Source organism: Alistipes onderdonkii, from assembly GCF_025145285.1.
In the GTDB taxonomy this organism is placed as follows: Bacteria; Bacteroidota; Bacteroidia; order Bacteroidales; family Rikenellaceae; genus Alistipes; species Alistipes onderdonkii.
In genome coordinates this window covers 2,941,966-2,959,722 of record NZ_CP102251.1, presented here as the reverse complement: position 1 = coordinate 2,959,722, position 17,757 = coordinate 2,941,966, and the positions used below count along the sequence as shown (strand labels likewise).

The 17,757-nt window shown below is 61.4% G+C and carries 14 protein-coding genes; 2 read left to right on the top strand and 12 right to left on the bottom strand.

Going from position 1 to position 17,757, the window contains the following annotated elements; all coding sequences use genetic code 11:
- Positions 1–286: 286 nt before the first annotated feature.
- Both panB and NQ559_RS11985 read right to left on the bottom strand, forming a co-directional pair.
- Positions 287–1,102 (bottom strand): 3-methyl-2-oxobutanoate hydroxymethyltransferase, encoded by an 816-nt coding sequence (gene panB, locus NQ559_RS11990; protein WP_026318560.1) that lies wholly within the window; start codon positions 1,100–1,102, stop codon positions 287–289.
- A gap of 246 nt (positions 1,103–1,348) precedes the next feature.
- Positions 1,349–1,885, bottom strand: a complete 537-nt coding sequence (locus NQ559_RS11985) for an RNA methyltransferase (protein ID WP_018696854.1) — start codon at positions 1,883–1,885, stop codon at positions 1,349–1,351.
- A gap of 87 nt (positions 1,886–1,972) precedes the next feature.
- On the opposite strand from NQ559_RS11985, the gene NQ559_RS11980 reads away from it, so the two are divergent.
- Both NQ559_RS11980 and NQ559_RS11975 read left to right on the top strand, forming a co-directional pair.
- Positions 1,973–3,064 carry a lipid A deacylase gene (locus NQ559_RS11980; protein WP_026318559.1) on the top strand — a complete coding sequence of 364 codons (1,092 nt, stop codon included), beginning with the start codon at positions 1,973–1,975 and terminating at the stop codon, positions 3,062–3,064.
- A gap of 27 nt (positions 3,065–3,091) precedes the next feature.
- Positions 3,092–4,768 (top strand): glutamine--tRNA ligase/YqeY domain fusion protein, encoded by a 1,677-nt coding sequence (locus tag NQ559_RS11975; protein WP_018696852.1) that lies wholly within the window; start codon positions 3,092–3,094, stop codon positions 4,766–4,768.
- 108 nt (positions 4,769–4,876) lie between these two features.
- On the opposite strand, the gene NQ559_RS11970 is transcribed toward NQ559_RS11975, so the two are convergent.
- From NQ559_RS11970 to NQ559_RS11925, 10 genes are all read right to left on the bottom strand, one after another.
- A complete protein-coding gene (locus NQ559_RS11970; RefSeq protein ID WP_018696851.1) occupies positions 4,877–5,890 on the bottom strand; it encodes a glycosyltransferase family 2 protein in 1,014 nt (337 codons plus the stop codon).
- Positions 5,877–6,797, bottom strand: coding sequence for a lysophospholipid acyltransferase family protein (locus NQ559_RS11965; RefSeq protein WP_018696850.1), 921 nt, complete (start codon positions 6,795–6,797; stop codon positions 5,877–5,879). Before NQ559_RS11965 ends, NQ559_RS11970 begins: the two co-directional genes overlap by 14 nt.
- Before the next feature lie 15 nt (positions 6,798–6,812).
- Positions 6,813–8,192: a TIGR00341 family protein gene (locus NQ559_RS11960; protein WP_018696849.1), complete on the bottom strand. Its 1,380-nt coding sequence runs from the start codon at positions 8,190–8,192 to the stop codon at positions 6,813–6,815.
- Positions 8,182–8,910, bottom strand: coding sequence for a 16S rRNA (cytidine(1402)-2'-O)-methyltransferase (gene rsmI / locus NQ559_RS11955; protein ID WP_018696848.1), 729 nt, complete (start codon positions 8,908–8,910; stop codon positions 8,182–8,184). The genes NQ559_RS11960 and rsmI overlap by 11 nt, the downstream gene beginning before the upstream one ends.
- Before the next feature lie 4 nt (positions 8,911–8,914).
- The gene (locus NQ559_RS11950) at positions 8,915–10,480 is read right to left on the bottom strand and encodes a DUF8457 domain-containing protein (protein WP_018696847.1); all 1,566 of its coding nucleotides are present in this window, start codon (positions 10,478–10,480) and stop codon (positions 8,915–8,917) included.
- Positions 10,481–10,635: 155 nt separating this feature from the next.
- Positions 10,636–12,270: a beta-N-acetylhexosaminidase gene (locus tag NQ559_RS11945; RefSeq protein WP_018696846.1), complete on the bottom strand. Its 1,635-nt coding sequence runs from the start codon at positions 12,268–12,270 to the stop codon at positions 10,636–10,638.
- A gap of 82 nt (positions 12,271–12,352) precedes the next feature.
- Positions 12,353–13,174: an ROK family protein gene (locus tag NQ559_RS11940; protein WP_026318558.1), complete on the bottom strand. Its 822-nt coding sequence runs from the start codon at positions 13,172–13,174 to the stop codon at positions 12,353–12,355.
- 7 nt (positions 13,175–13,181) lie between these two features.
- Entirely contained in the window at positions 13,182–14,186 is a 1,005-nt protein-coding gene (locus NQ559_RS11935; protein WP_026318557.1) for a metallophosphoesterase family protein, read from the bottom strand.
- 16 nt (positions 14,187–14,202) lie between these two features.
- Positions 14,203–15,816 carry an MGH1-like glycoside hydrolase domain-containing protein gene (locus NQ559_RS11930; protein WP_018696843.1) on the bottom strand — a complete coding sequence of 538 codons (1,614 nt, stop codon included), beginning with the start codon at positions 15,814–15,816 and terminating at the stop codon, positions 14,203–14,205.
- A gap of 9 nt (positions 15,817–15,825) precedes the next feature.
- Positions 15,826–17,757, bottom strand: coding sequence for an alkaline phosphatase (locus tag NQ559_RS11925; RefSeq protein ID WP_018696842.1), 1,932 nt, complete (start codon positions 17,755–17,757; stop codon positions 15,826–15,828).

The window sequence follows — 17,757 nt, the reverse complement described above, 5'->3', positions numbered from 1 at the left end:
CAAAGCCGCCGGGTGCGGGCGAAATCCGGAGCCCCCGGGACAACGCCCGGCCGGCCCCGCGACAGGTAAATACACACGCCTGCGTCCGGGACAGCCCCCGGCGCTCCGGGCCGGGAAGCCGCCCGCGCAGTCCCGTACAAGCCGGAGGGGACGCCCCGCGCCCGGAATCCCCGGACAGCAATCGGGGGCATCCTCCCGCCGACCAATTCCCGGACAGGAAAAATCCCCGGCCTCAGGGTCGGGGATCGAAATTATTCCGTCACGGCGGCCTGCGCACCCGGCGGGGTCAGTACTGCTCCTGCCCGTTGGGGAAATCGCATGACTTCACGTCCGCGATATACTGCGACACGGCGTCCGACATGACAGTATACAGGTCGGCATAGCGGCGCAGGAAGCGCGGCGAGAAACCCTTGTTGATGCCCAGCATGTCGTGGATCACCAACACCTGCCCGTCGCAGCCGTTACCGGCCCCGATACCGATGGTCGGCGCGGAGATTTCGGAGGTGACGCGGGCGGCCAGCGCCGCGGGAATCTTTTCGAGCACGATGCCGAAGCACCCCGCATCGCTCAGCAGGTGGGCGTCGCGGACGAGTTTCGCTGCCTCGGCCTCCTCCTTGGCACGCACGCTGTACGTCCCGAATTTATGGATCGACTGCGGCGTCAGCCCCAGGTGCCCCATGACGGGGATTCCGGCCGAAAGGATGCGGTTGACCGATTCGAGGATCTCTTCGCCGCCCTCGATCTTCACGGCATCGGCCTCGGTCTCCTTCATGATGCGGATGGCCGAGTCGAGCGCCACCTTCGAATTGCCCTGGTAGGTTCCGAACGGCAGGTCGACGACGACCAGCGCACGGCTGACGGCACGCACGACCGAACGCGCATGGTAAATCATCATATCGAGGGTAATGGGAAGCGTGGTTTCGTAACCGGCCATCACGTTGGCCGCCGAGTCGCCCACGAGGATCACGTCGATACCCGCGGCGTCGACGATTCTGGCCATCGAATAATCGTACGAAGTCAGCATGGCGATCTTCTCGCCGCGCTGTTTCATCTCCGTCAGACGGTAGGTGGTCACAGCCCTGACAGTACTTTCTACAGACATAGTTTACTACGAACCCAATGGATTTATTCAACATTTCATTTGTTCGCAAGGTTCCGGTATGGAATCCATCGGATTCGTATTACGGCGTAAAAACGCCGATTCCATATCGACAATCCCTCCAAACCTCCCTTTGAAAAGGGAGACTTATCAACACCTGTAAACCGGGGTGATAGCGCAAGCCGGGTGCAAAGCCAAATTCATCTGCTTTGCCGGGGCGCAGCTAAACCGCGGTTCAGCGCGGCAAAGTTAACGCTTTGGCCGGATTTGGCAAAAAAAATCCCATAAAACGACACCGCCTGAGACCGAAACGTTGATCGAATGCTTCGTCCCGGCCTGAGGTATCTCGATCGCGCCGTGGCACATGTCCACGGCCTGCTGCCCTACGCCCATCACCTCGTTGCCGAACACGAGCGCATATTTCGCGCCCGGCTCCGCCCGGAAGTCGCCGAGCATCACGGCGCCTTCGACCTGCTCGACGGCATAGACCCGGTAGCCTTCGGCGCGCAGGCGGGCGATGCACTCCTCCGTCGTCTTGTGATAAGTCCACGGCACGGTCAGTTCGGCGCCGAGCGCCGTCTTGTGGATGTCGCGGTTGGGCGGCGTCGCGGTGATGCCGCAGAGGGCGATGCGTTCCACGGCGAAAGCATCCCCCGTGCGGAAGAAAGCCCCTACGTTCTGCAACGAACGGACGTTGTCGAGCACCACCGCGACGGGCATTTTCTCCATCGCGGCGAACTCCCCGGCCGAGGGCCGGTTCAGCTCTTCGTTGGTGATTTTACGCATAACGTATGCAAATGAGTGATTTCGGGGTCAAAAGTAGTCAAATAATAAATATTTTACCTATTTTTGGGGTCTCAATTCAAAAGAATTATGTCACTCAAAAAAGTCTTGATGCTGTCGTTCGCCGCCTTTGTCGCGGGAGGAAGCCTCAGCGCACAGAATCTGATCGTCGGCGCCGACTTCGCGACCCGCTTCGACAACCGGGAATACGCCAACAACGATTTCAACGAATCGCAGACGCTCTTCAGCGCCCGCCTCACGCCCCGCATCGGCGTGGAATGGATGGAGAAAAACCGCCTGGTGGTCGGTGTCGACCTGTTGCAGGACTTCGGCAACGACACCCGGTTCCTGACCAAGGCCCGCCCTATCGTATACTACCAGTTCAACAGCAAGAACGTACAGGCCAACGCCGGTATCTTCGACCGCAAGGAGCTGCTGGGCGACTATTCGAGGGCGTTCTTCAGCGACTCGACGGCGTTCTACCACAACCGCCTTTCGGGTTTCCTCGGGCATTATAAATCCACCGAGCGCGAGAATACCTATGTAGAAATGGCGATCGACTGGGAAGGCATGTATTCCGAGCAGTCGCGCGAAATGTTCCGCATCATCTCGGCGGGACGCTATACGCTCGAGCGGGGCTTCTACTTCGGTTATGCCTTCTCGATGTTCCATTTCGCAGGTTCGAAGCTCAACGAGAACGTCACGGACAACCTGCTGGTAAACCCCTATGCGGGCTGGGGATTCAACGCCTACTTCGACTTCGACATCAAGGCCGGGTTCCTCTTCGCCCCGCAGCGCGGCCGCAGCGTAGACCACAACTGGAAAAAACCGTGCGGTGCACAGATCGACTTCGTGCTGACCAAGTGGGGCGTGAAACTTGAGAACAACCTCTATCTGGGCGAAAACCTGCAACCCCTGCGCAACATCGCGGTCGGCGAAGACATCCCCGTCACCTACGGACAGGACGGGCTTTATGCCGGCGAGCCTTTCTACGCGACGACAAAAAATGTCTATAACCGCACGTGGGTCGGCTACGACCGCCGATTCTTCAAGGGCACGCTGGCCGTCGAGGCGGGCATGGTGTTCCACTACGACGGCACGGGCATGGGCACACAGCAGGTCGTGAAGCTCTCGGTGGACATCCAGAAGCTGTTCAACATCGGCCCCAAGGCAAAGAAATAAAGCATACAACAAGCGAAACATACACATATGGCAAGCGAAACAAACGAAACACGGGAGAAGTCGCTGAACTTCCTCGAAGAGATCATCGAAGAGTCGATCGCCAAGGGCGAAACGCGCGTCCAGACCCGTTTCCCGCCCGAACCGAACGGCTACCTGCATATCGGACACGCCAAGAGCATCTGCATCAACTTCGGGCTGGCACGGAAATACGGAGGCAAGTGCAACCTCCGTTTCGACGACACGAACCCCGTCAAGGAGGATGTGGAGTATGTCGATTCGATCAAGCGCGACATCCAGTGGCTCGGGTTCGACTGGGCCGTCGAACGCTATGCGTCGGACTATTTCGACCAGCTCTACGACTGGGCGATCGTACTGATTAAAAAAGGGTTGGCATACGTAGACGACCAAACGCAGGAGCAGATCCGCGAAAACCGCGGTACGGTTTCCGTACCGGGCACTCCGTCGCCGTGGCGCGACCGTTCCGTGGAGGAAAACCTCGACCTGTTCGTCCGCATGAAAAACGGCGAATTCCCCGACGGGGCCAAGGTGCTGCGCGCCAAGATCGACATGGCGCACCCCAACATGCTCTTCCGCGACCCGATCATGTACCGCATCATCCATGCCGAGCATCACCGCACGGGCGACAAGTGGTGCATCTACCCGATGTACGACTATGCCCACGGGCAGAGCGACTCGATCGAGCAGATCACCCACTCGATCTGCACGCTCGAATTCGACGTGCACCGTCCGCTCTACGACTGGTTCATCCAGGCGCTGGAGATCTACCCTTCGCACCAGTACGAATTCGCCCGGCTGAACCTCACCTACACGATGATGTCGAAGCGCAAGCTGCTCAAACTCGTGCAGGAAGGCGCCGTGATGGGCTGGGACGACCCCCGCATGCCGACGATCTGCGCACTGCGCCGCAAGGGCTATACCCCGGCCTCGGTGCGGAACTTCGCCGAGATGGTGGGCGTAGCCAAGCGCGACAACGTGATCGACCTGGGCAAGCTCGAATACTGCGTGCGCGAAGACCTGAACAAGATCGCAGAGCGCCGCATGGCAGTGCTCAACCCGCTGAAGGTGGTCATCACCAACTACGAGGAAGGCAAGACCGAGCTCTTCACGGCGATCAACAACCCCGAGGACGAATCGGCCGGCACGCGGCAGGTGCCCTTCTCGAAGGTCATCTACATCGAGCGCGACGATTTCATGGAGGAGCCGCCCAAAAAGTTCTTCCGCCTGGCACCCGGCGGCGAGGTGCGCCTGCGCTATTCGTACCTGATCAGGTGCGAGGAGGTCATCAAGGATGCCGCGGGCAACATCACCGAGCTGCGCTGCACCTACGACCCGATGTCGGGCGGAGGGTCGTCGAGCGACGGCCGCCGCGTGAAGGGTGTCATCCACTGGGTATCGGCCAAAGATGCCGTGGAGGCCGAAATCCGCTTGTTCAACCCGCTCTTCACGAAGGAGAACCCCGACGACGTGGAGGAAGGACAGACCTGGGAGGACAACCTCAACCCCGAATCCATGGTCAAGGTCACGGGCTACCTGGAGCCGTCGCTGCGCGACATACCCATAGGGCAGGCCGTGCAGTTCGAGCGCGTAGGCTACTTCTGTCCCGACACCGACTCGACACCCGAACACCCCGTGTTCAACCGCACGGTGACGCTCAAGGATTCGTGGGCGAAAATCAACAAGTAGGAAAACACCGAATACTGTTTAAAATAAGACCTCCCGGCAAAACCGGGAGGTCTTATTTTAGGTTATTCCACCGGAAGGCATATCTCCGTCCTGAGTTTTTCCGCCGGGTCACATCATCCGCCCGAAGGTCTTTCGCCCCAAAAGGTAACGCAGGACTACGGAACCGCGGTAAACCTTCCCGGCGACCGTTCCCCTGCACTGCTGCCGAATCTCCTTCCGCTTGCGCGACAGGCTGCCGTGCCAGCGGAGGAAATCGCGCCAGGCGCGGAATACGGCACGGAAATTATCGCCCCGCCCCTGTGCCAGGTACGACAATGCAGCCATCAGGTCGAGCACGGGGCGCACGACGGCCACGACGGCACGCTGTACGGGAGAAGCACACTTGTAGAGCATCGCCAGGTTATTGCGATGGTTGTAGAACACCTTGGTCGGGGAATCGGTCGTCAGCGTCCCGCCGCCGAGGTGGTAGACCGTACTCCCGGGCACGACCCGCACGCGGTAACCCGCGAGCTGCATGCGCCAGCAGAGGTCGATCTCCTCCATGTGGGCGAAGAAATCGTCGTCGAAGCCCCCTAATACGCGGAACACGTCGGCACGGCAGCAAAAAGCCGCTCCGCTGACCCAGAATACGTCGCGGGCATCGTCGTACTGCCCCTCGTCGGCTTCGACCCGCTTGAGGATACGCCCCCGGCAAAAAGGATAGCCCAGGAAGTCGATAAAGCCCCCGGAAGCCCCTGCGTACTCGAATCTCGTACGGTCGAGCCACGAAACCAGCTTGGGCGAAACGACCGCCACGTCGGGCTCACGCTCCAGGACGCCGAGGATCGGCTCCAGCCATCCCCGGGGTGTCTCGACATCGGAATTGAGCAACAGGTAATAATCCGCCTCGACCTGCGCCAAAGCGCGGTTGTAACCGCCCGCAAAACCGTAATTCCGGTCGAGGCGCACCACGGCGACGGTCGGGAACTCCTCCGCCAGCACCGCCAGCGACCCGTCCGTCGAACCGTTGTCGGCGACGACGACCCCGACCCCGGCGGGAGCCGCGGCCACGACGCTCGGCAGGAAGCGGCGCAGATGTTCCGCGCCGTTCCAGTTGAGTATGACGATTTTAACGATTGGCATTCGTGCGTTTGTGTTTCCAGCGGCGGTGCGACCACATCCAGAGTTCGGGATGCTCGCGGATCATGGCTTCCAAACGTCTAACGTAGCGTTCCGTGATTTCGTATTCGGCGACCTCCTCCACACCGTCATAGATCGGTTCGAACGACATCTGGTAACGTCCCCGCTGTAAGCGCTCCATCCGGACGAAATAGACCGGCAGGTTACAGCGCAGCGCCAGTTTCTCCCCGCCGTCGAAGAAGATCGTATCCTGGTTGAGAAAGCGGAACCAATGGCTGTCGGGGCGGCGCGGCGGGTTCTGGTCGGCGATAAGCCCCATCACGAGGTTCTTGCCCTCGATGCCGCGTTCCCGGTTGCGCAGGTAGAAGCGCAGCGAATCCTTCATCGCCACGGTCATCGAATTCTCGTAGTTGCGCAGGCGCTGGTAAAGGCATTCCATCACTTTGCTGCGCAGCGGGTGGTAAACGGCCACGAGCATCTGCGAGCGTTCGTAAAGCCCCCAGTAGGAGCAATACTCCCAGCAGCCGAAATGGGCCGTCATGGCGATCCAGTCGCGGCCGTGCACCTTCGCATAATGTTCCTCGAACCCTTTTACGGTGAGAACCGTACGGCCTTTTTCCTCGCCCATGTGGGCCATATTGACCGTATCGACGAAAATCTCGGCAAGCGTACGGTAAAAACTGCGGCAGACGGCCGCCCGTTCCTGCTCGCTTTTTTCGGGGAACGAGTTCCGCAAATTGGCCTTCACGACCTTCATGCGGTAGCGCAGGCAATAATATATGATGAAAAAGAGCAGGTTTTCAACAATGTAGTATTTGAACCAGTAGGGCATCATGGCAAACACCCGCGCCCCGAGCCACAGGGACTCCAACCATACCTTTTGTACGAAATTCAGCTCTGTACGTTTCATCCGGCAAATCAGCGGTTACGGTTCGACGAAAAGTTTTACGTTGGCGACCTTGGTGCGGATTCTCAGCCAGTTCGCAAGTGTCGTCCGGTCGATGGAGTCGGAAGGGACTTTCGGCGTGACCACGCAGACGAGCGTCGTATCGAGCGGCGTGCCCGAAACGTCGAACGTAATGCCCTTCATCAGCGATATGGCCCTGACGTTCGTGGTCATGGCGCCCACCTCGCGCGAAATGTCGTCCACCTCGACATTCGTGACACGGTAGCGTTTCAGCTGCGCAGCCATCTCGCCGATGCGCCTGTTCTTCTCTTCCAGGAGTTCGAGGTAACTCTGTTGCAGCGACGCCACGTCGATCTTGTCCGTGGTGTTCGCCTGGCGGACGACCAGCTCGGCCTTGTCGAGCCCGAAGCTGCGCATCTGGGTGCGGGCGTTCTCGATCGTCCCGTCGTCGAGCGGCTCCCCCAAGAGCAGCAGTTCGATCTGCGACGGATGCCCGCGGTGCGCGTAACGCTTATTACACTCGATCACGCGCGTATGGGGGAAATTGAATACCTGCGAGACATATTTGTCGGCCGCCGCTTCGAAAAGCGACACCCTGACCATGTGGAACCCGATGACGACGCTCGGGATGAAGGTCACCAGCGTGATGACCATCATCAGCCGCTTCACGTTGCGCTCGCGCACCTTGTCGATGAACGCCTTTTTCTCGTATTTCAGGAACCGCACCATGGCATAGGTCGCCAGGGCGATGAATACCGAGTTGATGAAAAAGAGGTAGAACGCCCCGAAGAAGAAGCGCATCTGCCCCGTGGCAAGGCCGAAGCCCGCGGTACAGAGGGGCGGGATCAGCGCCGTAGCGATCGCCACGCCCGGGATCACGGTCGACGTGCGATCCTGCCGCGTCTGCGCCACGATGCCCGCCAGACCGCCGAACAATGCGATCAGCACGTCGTAGGTCGTCGGCACGGTGCGTGCCAGCAACTCGCTGCTGTTCGACGACAGGGGCGACACCAGGAAATAGACCGTCGAGGTGACGATCGCCACGACGAACATCAGCGCATAATTGCGCAGCGACTTTTTGAGCAGTTCGAAATCGTTGATACCCAGCGAAAGGCCGATGCCCATGATCGGCCCCATGATGGGCGAGATGAGCATGGCGCCGATGATCACGGCGGCCGAGTTGACATTCAGGCCCAGCGACGCGATCATCGTCGCAAAGATCAGTACCCACAGGTTGACCCCGCGAAATACCACCCCCTTGGAAATCGACGCCACGACCTCGTCGCGCTGCGCCTTGTCCTCATCGAGGCTGAAACGCCCCCGGAGGAATTCGCGCATCTCCCCCAGCCATGCCGAGAAAGAGCGTTTGACCCGATGCGTATCGTTGTTATTCATCATATCCGATCTTTTGTTCGTCGCCGTCCCCCTGCGTTTCCCGTCCGGGCTTGGGTTTTCCGGCCAGCACGATCACGAATTCGCCTTTGGGTTCGGTCGTGCGGAAATGCTCCAGCACCTCGGCGACAGTGCCCCGCACGGTCTGCTCGAACTTCTTGGTCAGTTCGCGCGATACGGACACCCGGCGCCCGGGGCCGAACACTTCGGCAAACTGTTCGAGGCATTTCACCACCCGGTAGGGCGATTCATAAAATATCATCGTACGCTCCTCGTCGGCGAGCGCCTGCAACTGCTTCGCCCGCCCCTTTTTCTGGGGCAGGAACCCCTCGAAACAAAACCGGTCGCACGGGAAGCCGCTCTGCACAAGGGCGGGGATGAGCGCCGTGGCACCGGGCAGGGTCTCGACCTCGATGCCGGCCTCGACACAAGTCCTGACGAGCAGGAACCCCGGGTCGGAGATACCGGGTGTCCCGGCGTCCGAAACCAACGCGGCATTGCGTCCGGCGGCAATCGACCCGGCCACCATCTTGACCGTGGCGTGTTCGTTGAACTTGTGGTGCGAATGGAGTTTTTTCTCGATACCGAGGTGTCTGAGCAGGAACGACGTAGTACGCGTATCCTCGGCGAGGATGAAATCCACCTCACGCAGCACATTGACCGCCCGCAGCGTGATATCGTCGAGGTTCCCGATCGGCGTAGGTACGATATAGAGCTTGGCCATGGGGCTATGCGAATTTACGTTCGAGCAGTTCCATCAGGAACTTCGCGCCGTCGGAATTGGCATTCCAGGCATAATTCTCGGCAATGTAGATCATGCAGTCGTCGAAATCGCCGAAGGCATCGAGCTTGTCGAGCGCCGCTTCGTAAGCCCGGGCATCGCCGTCGAACAGGTCGCGGATCATCAGGAACTTGTCGTTGATGCCGATGGCACGCCTGAGGTCGGTGACGGGCTCGCTGCGGCGCAGTTCCGAGGCCATGTCGCGCGGCGGCACAATCGTATCGGCCAGCGTCTGTTTGTCATGGTTGATCACTTCGCCCAGTACGGCCCCGTTATTCGGCGCCCCGTTCCCTGCAAGGGTAATCTCCTCGAAATCGGGCTCTTCGTCGTCATCCCCGGTGTCGGACACGGGCGCCGGACGCTGCGGCACGGACGCCGCATACGCACCTTCGGCAGGGGCCTCATCCCCGGCGAACATACGCGGAGCCCCGGGAGCCGAAGCGCCAGGGCCGGATGCCGGTTCCGGGCTGTCGGTTGCCGGACTGTCGGTTGGAAGCTGCGGCCGCCCGGCCTCGGGTTTTGCGGCGTCCCCCGCGGCAGGTGCCGGAGCAGGCTTTTCGGCCGTCGGCCGTGCAGCCGTGGGTTCGGGATTGTAAAGCGACATGATTACCCGCTGTTTATGGCGGTGGCGCTGGGTCTCCTCTTCGATGCCGAACAAGGTCGGCGCGATCGGCTGCGGCGCTGCCGCAGGATGCGCCCCCGCTCCGGGAGCCGGGTGGGTAACGCCCGTTTCCGCCCGTGCTCCGGCAATTGCTTCCGGTTCGGGCATCCCCGAGGGTGCTTCCCGGTGTGCGGGCTCGTCCCGGGGATCGGTTGGCTCTTGCGGCCCGGATGCCCCCGGCACACGGGCAAACTCCTGCGAGCCGGAATCCCCATGCGATTCGGATGCCGCCGCAATATTTTCAGCCGGCACTTCCTTGCCGGCGCTATTTCCAGTCGATTCGGGCGCAGGGATTTCTTCCGCAGCCGGGGTTTCAGGATCGGGAACCAGCCCGGCAACCGGGAGTTCAGCCTCCGCAGTTTGCCCCGCAGCCGGTTCCGCCGGAATTTCGGCAGGTTCCGCAACACCCCCGGCCGGCTCTTGTCCGTCCGCCGGCACGGAATCCTGCACAGATTCGGCCACCGTTTCCGCCGCCGCGGTATCGCAATCGGGGAAAGCTGCCCCGGGCTCCGCCACGGGCAGACCGGCCTGGGGCGCAATGAACCCGGATTCGGGTTCCGGCCCGGATCCGGAGAGCGACGGCAATTCGGGTTCCGCCACGGGCAGCGGCTCGATCGAAAGCACTTCGCCCAGGTCAAGGCTGACCGGGATCTCCGTCGGGACGGCCTCCTGCCGGACGGCATCGGCCGCAGCGGGTTCCTCCTCCGTACCGAAACGCACAGCCTCGTAGAGTGTCCGCAATTTATCGAGTGCGAGATCCCGCTCGAGGGAGCCGATCTCCTGGGTGGCATTCCAGCCTTCAACAATTTCCGAGAGCTTGCGCAATTCGCTCCGCACGTATTTCAAATCCATAATCCGCACACTTTTTGCCTCCAAAGATAGCAAAAATTTACGAACACACCGTGCAAAACCCGAGATAATATCCCCGAGGGCCTGCGGTGCCGCTGCGGGGCACAAAAAACGGGGATCGACACTCAGCCGATCCCCGTCCGTATGCGGGCGTCGCCCTACTCTCCGAAAATGTGCCGCGCATAATTATACCCGCAGGCATCGTAGATCCGCGCCAGGCGGCGGACACGGTGCAGATAGCCGGCATAATCCTTCCGGTCGAGGCTCCACCCCACTTCGGCCAGCGCGCTCAGGCGCGGCAGAAGCATATATTCGGCATGGGGCCATGTCGCGATATACTCCGTCCACAGGTTGGCCTGCACGCCCAGAATACAAGCCTGCTCGGCAGGCGTGAGCTGCTCGTAAGGATCGAGTTCGTAGACCTTCTCCACGGGTACGTACCCGCCGATGGCAAGGGGTTCGCGGGCCGTATCTCGCGTCTGGTAGTAATCCAGGTAGCAGTTCGTGGTCGGCGCCATGATGGCATGGTTGCCCTGCCTGGCGGCTTCGATGCCCCCTTTCGCACCGCGCCACGACATGATGGTCGCCGTCGGGGTGACATCGCCTTCGAGTATCTCGTCCCAGCCGATCAGGCGGCGTTTGCGGGCATTCAGGAACTTCTCGACGCGCGCCGTGGCGTAGTTCTGCAACTGGCGCGGGCGCCTCAGCCCTTCGGCCTTCATGCGCGCCTTGCAATGCGGGCACTTCTCCCACATCACCGTCGGGCATTCGTCGCCGCCGATATGGATGTATTCCGACGGGAAAAGGCCGACGACCTCTTCCAGCACCCCCTCGATGAATTCGAAGGTCGTCTCCTTGCCGATGCAGAACACCCTATCGTCGATGTCCCAGGTCTGGCGCACCTCGTATTGCTCGCCCGTGCAGCCGAGCCACGGATAGGAGGCCAGCGCACCCACGGCATGTCCGGGGAATTCGATCTCGGGGATCACCGTGATAAAACGCTTCGCGGCGTAGTCCACGATGTCGCGGATCTCGTCCTGCGTATAGTAACCGCCATAGGGCGTTTCGTCGAACTTGCAGTTTTCGTCGTACTCGCCGCCCGGGTCGCGGCCGATCAGCGTACGGCTGCGTACGGAACCCACCTCGGTCAGCTTCGGGTATTTCTTAATCTCGATACGCCACCCCTGGTCGTCGGTAAGGTGCCAGTGGAACACGTTGAGCTTATGCAGGGCCATGATGTCGAGCGCCTCCTTCACTTCGTCGACCGTGAAGAAATGGCGGCAGACGTCGAGCATCATGCCCCGATAGCCCAGGCACGGTTTGTCCTCGATCGTCACGACGGGCAGCTCCACGGCCCGCACGTTGGCCGCACCGTAAGCCGCAGCGGGGATCAGCTGGCGGAGGGTCTGCACCGCATAGAACGCCCCGGCTGCGCTTCCGGCAACAATCTCCGCACGCCCGGGCGTAATCTCCAGGCGGTAGCCATCCGCCGGCATCGCCGCGCCGCACGAGATATTCAGCGCCCCGTCGAGGGGCACGTCGGCATGCCGCACCCGCAACCCTTTGCCGAACACCGGTTCCAGCACTTCGTCGAGCGCCCCGGTCACACAGGCCAGACTGTCGTCGCCGGACAGCAGCACCGCTTCGGTCGAAGCGGTCAGCAAAAAGGTTCCCTGCCCTTTCACGACACGTTCGGGGAGCGGCACCACCGCGACTTCATCGTCGGCGGGGATTACCTTACCGCAGCCGCAGAGGGCGGCACAGAGGACAACGAGGGGTATAAGTCTCTTCATATCGGGCTTGTTTTAAATGGGGTTGCTCAGGAACACAAGGTAAAAATAAGGCAAAAAACGGACAAATCAAAACCCCGGCCCGTTATTCGCACGCCGAAGCCCCCAGCAGCCCCACGTGTTCGACCGACGAACAGCAGATATGGAGCCGTTCGACCGTCTTGGCATACGGGAACTGTTTGAGTTGCTCGTACATCGCCTCCCGGAAAAACCCGTAGGCATGGGCGATGCTCCCGCCGAAAACGATCGCTTCGGGGTCGTAGGCATAGAGAATCATCATCACCAGCCGCCCGATGTGCCCGCCGAATTCGTGCCACAGCGCCAGCGCCGCGGGATCGCCCGCCAGGGCACGCTCGTAGGCTTCCTTGCCCGTCGTGCCGCGGCCTACGAAGAAACGGCTGCTGCAATAGTATTCGTAGTCGCGGTCGAGGTACGGGATGCTCCCGATCTCCCCGGCGCCCGTATCGTGCCCGCAATAGAGTTCGCCGCCGATCACGATCCCCGCGCCGACACCCGTGCCGAGCGCCACGCACACCACGTCGCTGTATGCGCTCGCCTCGCCGAAGCGGCTGACGCCCAGAGCAAAGCAATTGCAGTCGTTATTGACATATACCGGGACGCCGAACCGTTTTTCGAGCAGATCTTTGAGGTACACCTCGCGCCACGACGGGATGCCTACGACATTGTAGACGATCCCGCGCGCCGCATCCACGACCGACGGCACGCCAATGCCGATGCGGGCGACGTCGGGGGTGATGAGCTTCCCGATGAGCGAGGCAATATGATCCACGACCTCCCCTTCGGGGCGGTCGGCTTTGCAGGGTTCGGAGAGCAACCGCACGATGCGGCCATCCTTCACCAGGCCGGCGCGCACGTTCGTGCCGCCCAAATCCACACCAATCCTCATCGCGCAATCAGTTGTTATTTCCGACTTTCGCGACTTTCCCGCCGCGGAATTCCACATGGTCTGCGATCCGGCCGTCGCGCTCGTGTATCCACGTCTCGAAGCCTCGCTCGCCCTCGGTCAGCACAAGGATGCGCACCCCCGGCCGCAGGTTGTTGTAGGTCGTATCGTCGCCCGAAAAACGGCCGTAACCCAGAGCGATGCCCTTCTCGGCCACCACATAGTCGATGTCGTGGTCGTGTCCCACGAAGGTGCCCATCACATCGCCGCACTCGACCATCGCGGCGAACATGCCGGGGTTCAGCGCCCCGGGGCATTCATCCTCGGCGGCACGGCCGACATGCGTATTGTCGGGGTTCCGCCATGCAGCGACGTATTCGGGCAGGGCGATATGGAAAAACGCCAGCGCCGGCAGCGGCTTCCCGCCGTTGGCCGCGGTATAGGCGGCGCTGCGGGCGCGGAACCAGCCCACCTGCTCCTGAGTAAACCAACCGTAGCCGTCGATAGACGGGATTGTTGAATAATCGTGCGAATCGAGGCAGTAGAGCAACGCCGCAGGTTTCTTCGTCCCGGCGATCTCCAGCACCACGTCGGCCAGTTCGCCCCCGGCGCCGAGCGTATTGAGCGTGCCGGCATACGAGGTGACGATGCGGCCGATCTCCGCGCGTGTGAGATCCTGCTCGGCGTCGTGGTTCCCCAGCACCACGCAAAACGGCAGGTTGCGTTCCGCGACGGGCTCCAACACGCGGTGCCACGCTTGGGCGGCGGGCTTGCCCGTCACCACGTCGCCCGTGAAGACCACCAGGTCGGGATGCTCCGCATCGAGGATGTAGCGCATCTGAGCGATGGTTTTTTCCGCCTGCGCCCGGCGGTAAGGCGTACCGAGGTCGAGATGCACGTCGGTGAACTGTGCGATCCGGAATTTGCCGTCCCGGCCGAAATGCAGGGCGGGCGCCTGTGCCTGTGCCGAACACCACAAGGCGACGGCACACATAAGAGTCGTTATCTTTTTCATAGGTAGGTTAGGTTCCTTAGTTTAGTTTCACACTGCCGCTTTTCTCCACGCGGACGGTGCGGCTCTGCCCGTCGCCCCACGTCACCGTCAGGTCGAACGGCACGTTGGTCGTAACGCTCACCGCGGGCACGTCCCCGGCTGAATTGCGGCCTTTGACCTTCAGCCCCACGACACCCTCGGGGCCATAGGGATAGCGGTCGATGCCGTGGGCCTCGGTATGGTTGATGTCCCACACGATACGCCCCTCGGAATAGTCGGATTTGATGCCGAGGATATACTCGATGAACACCGCGATCGGCGGCAGCCCCGCCCAGCCCACGAAGTCCTTGCGGGCCATGAACCCGGGTTCGATCTTCTCCGGGGCATAGTACTCCCAGAAAGTCCCGGTATTCTTCCACACTTCGAATACGGCGTTGAAATGGTTTTCGGCCACCTCCAGCGCAAGGTCATGGTAGCCCTTGCGGTAGAGGCCGTCGATGACCATGTAATTGGCACCCGGCCATACGCCGCCCTGCCAGTAACGGCCCGTCGGGTTGTATTTCGGGTGGTCGGCCGAGAGCGATGGCACGCGGTGCGGACGGTCGAATTCGGCCGTGTCCGCCAGGTGCGCCACCATGCGATCCATCCGCCCCTTGTCCAGCGCGTCGGCCTGCAGGGCCCAGAAGGCGCCGATCCCCTTGGTCGTGCAGAGCGACCCGTCGCCGTAGCGGTCGTAGAGGAAACCCGTCGCGTCGTCCCACAGGTGCTCGTTGACATAGGCGCGCAGCCGTTTCATCTCGTCCTCCATGTCCTCGATCTCCTGCCAGCGTTCGATGTGGAAACCGATGTTGAGCAGCGACTCGTCGACCAGCATCTGCTGCAGGTTGGTATCGAGCCAGACCATGTGGCCGTGCGAGAAGATCGGGTTGTATTCGGGCTTCACGCGGGGCATGTTGTCCATGCCCGTCCCCCATCCGCTCGACCAGTAGGTGCCGTCGGGCCACGTGCGGTTGAGCCGCCACCACTTGGCATAGGCGCACAGGGCGGGGAAAACCTTGTGCAGGCGGTCGATGTCGCCGAACTGGCGGTAATACATCAGTTCGACCCACGGCAGCAGGTTGGGCCCCGTCGAGGTGGGATCGTAGCGCTCGAAGCAGTCGGAGCCGTCGGCACGGATCTCGCGGCAGATGAACCCGTCGGGATGCTGCTTGGCGTAGAAGTTGTCCAGCGTGCGTTGGAACGGGAAAAAGCGGTAACCGTAGCGGGCGAACATCATCATGAACGAAGCGTCCCACATGAAGATATTGCCGTTGTAGGCAATATCGAGGTAAGGCGACACGAACCCGGAGCCCTCCTGCGGCTGGCGGATGTTGCCCACGGCGATCTGCCAGGCATGCCAGTACATCTCGACCTCCTTTTCATGCCCTTCCCACACGGGCGAGGGCAGGATCTTGCGCGCCTCGGCGAACGTCCGGGGTTTGATGTGTTCGGGTTTGGCCGTGCGGAACTCGTTCTCGGCCACGAATACCTCCTTTACATAGGTATTTTTGTAGGGCAGCTTGTAGGGCCCCGATTTGAGGTCTTGCGCCCCTGCCGTGCCCGCTGCGAAGACCAGCGACACGAATGCCGCGATTTGTTTGCGTAGCGTCATAGTATGCGGTTATTTTATCAGTGATTTTATCCTGCGTGCAATCTCGGTATTCATGTAGGTGCCGCAGAACTTGTCGGCGCCCGGGCCGTAGGCGAATACCGGAAGCATGGCGGGCGTATGGTCGTCGGAAACATAGACGCCCGTCACACGCCCCGTATGCTCGTCGCCGTCGACCACCACCAGGCCGCCGGTTTCATGGTCGGCCGTGACGATGACGAGCGTCTCGCCGTTCGTGTCGGCGAATTTCAGCGCCTCGGCAACGGCCAGGTCGAAGCTCAGTGTCTCGATGACCGAACCGGGCAGGCAGCGCGAGTGCCCCGCATAGTCGATCTTGGCGCCCTCGACCATCAGGAAAAACCCTTCGCCGCCGCGTTCCTGCAATTTGGCGATCGAAGCGCGCGTGGCATCGGCCAGCAGTGTCAGGTTGGCCTCCTCGGCCGCATCGTCCATCGCCTCGTCGATGCAGATGACCTTGCCCTTCGCGGCATCGATCCCATCGACTGAACGCACGAAATCGTATTGTTTCTCCAGCTCCCCGACCAGGTCGATCCCGTCCTTGCGGCGCGTAAATTCACGGATGCCGCTGCCGCAGAGCAGGTCGATGCGCCCGTCCATGAGGCAGCGGGTCAGCTCGTCGGCATTGTCGCGCTCGACCGAATGCCCGTAGAAGGCCGTCGGCGTGGCATCGGCAATGTTACCCAGCGTCACGACGCCCACGGGCAGCCCCCTGTCGTGGAAGAAATCGCTCAGCGAGGGATAGGGCACGCCCTCCGGGCTCATCGAGATATGGCGGTTATCGTGGCGTTCGCCCGTGGCCAGGGCGCTGCCGCCGGCAGCCGAGTCGGTCGTGAAGGCATCCAGCGCATTGTTCTGTTGCAGGCCGATATATTTCATCTGCAGGGTCGACAGCCCCTTGTTGGCATAGAAAGCCGCCACGATCTGCGACAGCCCCATGCCGTCGCCGATCAGGTAGATCACGTTGCGAACCCGTCCCCGGCCCCCGTCGTTGCGGTAAGTCGGGGTGTAGACGTCGATGCCCTTGGAGAGTTGCAGCTTGTCGTTCTGGAAGCCCCGGAAATCGCGCGTGGTCTTGTCCAGGCGCTTGGTGCCCGTCACGCCTTCGGCGGCCGTGCGGCGCTCGCCGATCTGGAAATTCTTGTTGCCGAAATCATCGAAGAACGCGGCGCACACCTCGGGATGGTCGGTATTGAGGTAGTCGATACCCATATCATAAAAGGTATAGTAAACCGTCGTCCCTTCGGGGGCGCCCCAGAAACGCACGGGTTTTCCCCAGGCATGTGCGCGGTCGATGACCGTCTCCAGTTCCGCACGCTCGGCCGGGATGATCGAGCCCTTGCCGTTCCACTGCGAATAGTTGCTGAAATCGGCGCTTATCAGGGCGATGCGCTCCAGTTGCGCGGGCGTATAGTCGGCATCCCACACCCCGTCGAAACGGATATAGGAGGGATATTTGCCGAAATCGGCCGGTGCCGGGACACGCCCCGTGACGACGATCCGCACGGCCTCGGGGTTCACCGCCGGGTCGAACACCTCGGGATAGCGGCCCAGCAATGCCGCAACGGCCTGTAAAGTCGGTTCGGTAGCAGACTTGAGCTCGACCATCAGTTGAAGGTGTTCGCCGGAATCCTTCCATGCACGCCCGCCGTTACGCCCGAAGAGCGTCACCAGCGGTTCGACGTAGAGCGCCTCGAAGGTCATCCCGGGCGAAAGGTCTTCGACCTCGTGCCCCACGAGCAGCTTGCCGCCGTGCAGGAACACGTCGGCCTCGATGGAATAGACCTGCTGGGCGTACGCCTGCCAGAAAGGGGCACGGCGGCAATAATCGTTGTGCGAATGGATCAGGATGGGGCGCTCGGCCACAGCCGTGGCGCAGGTGCACAGTGCTGCGAACAGCAGCCAGCTTTTGAGTATCTTTTTCAT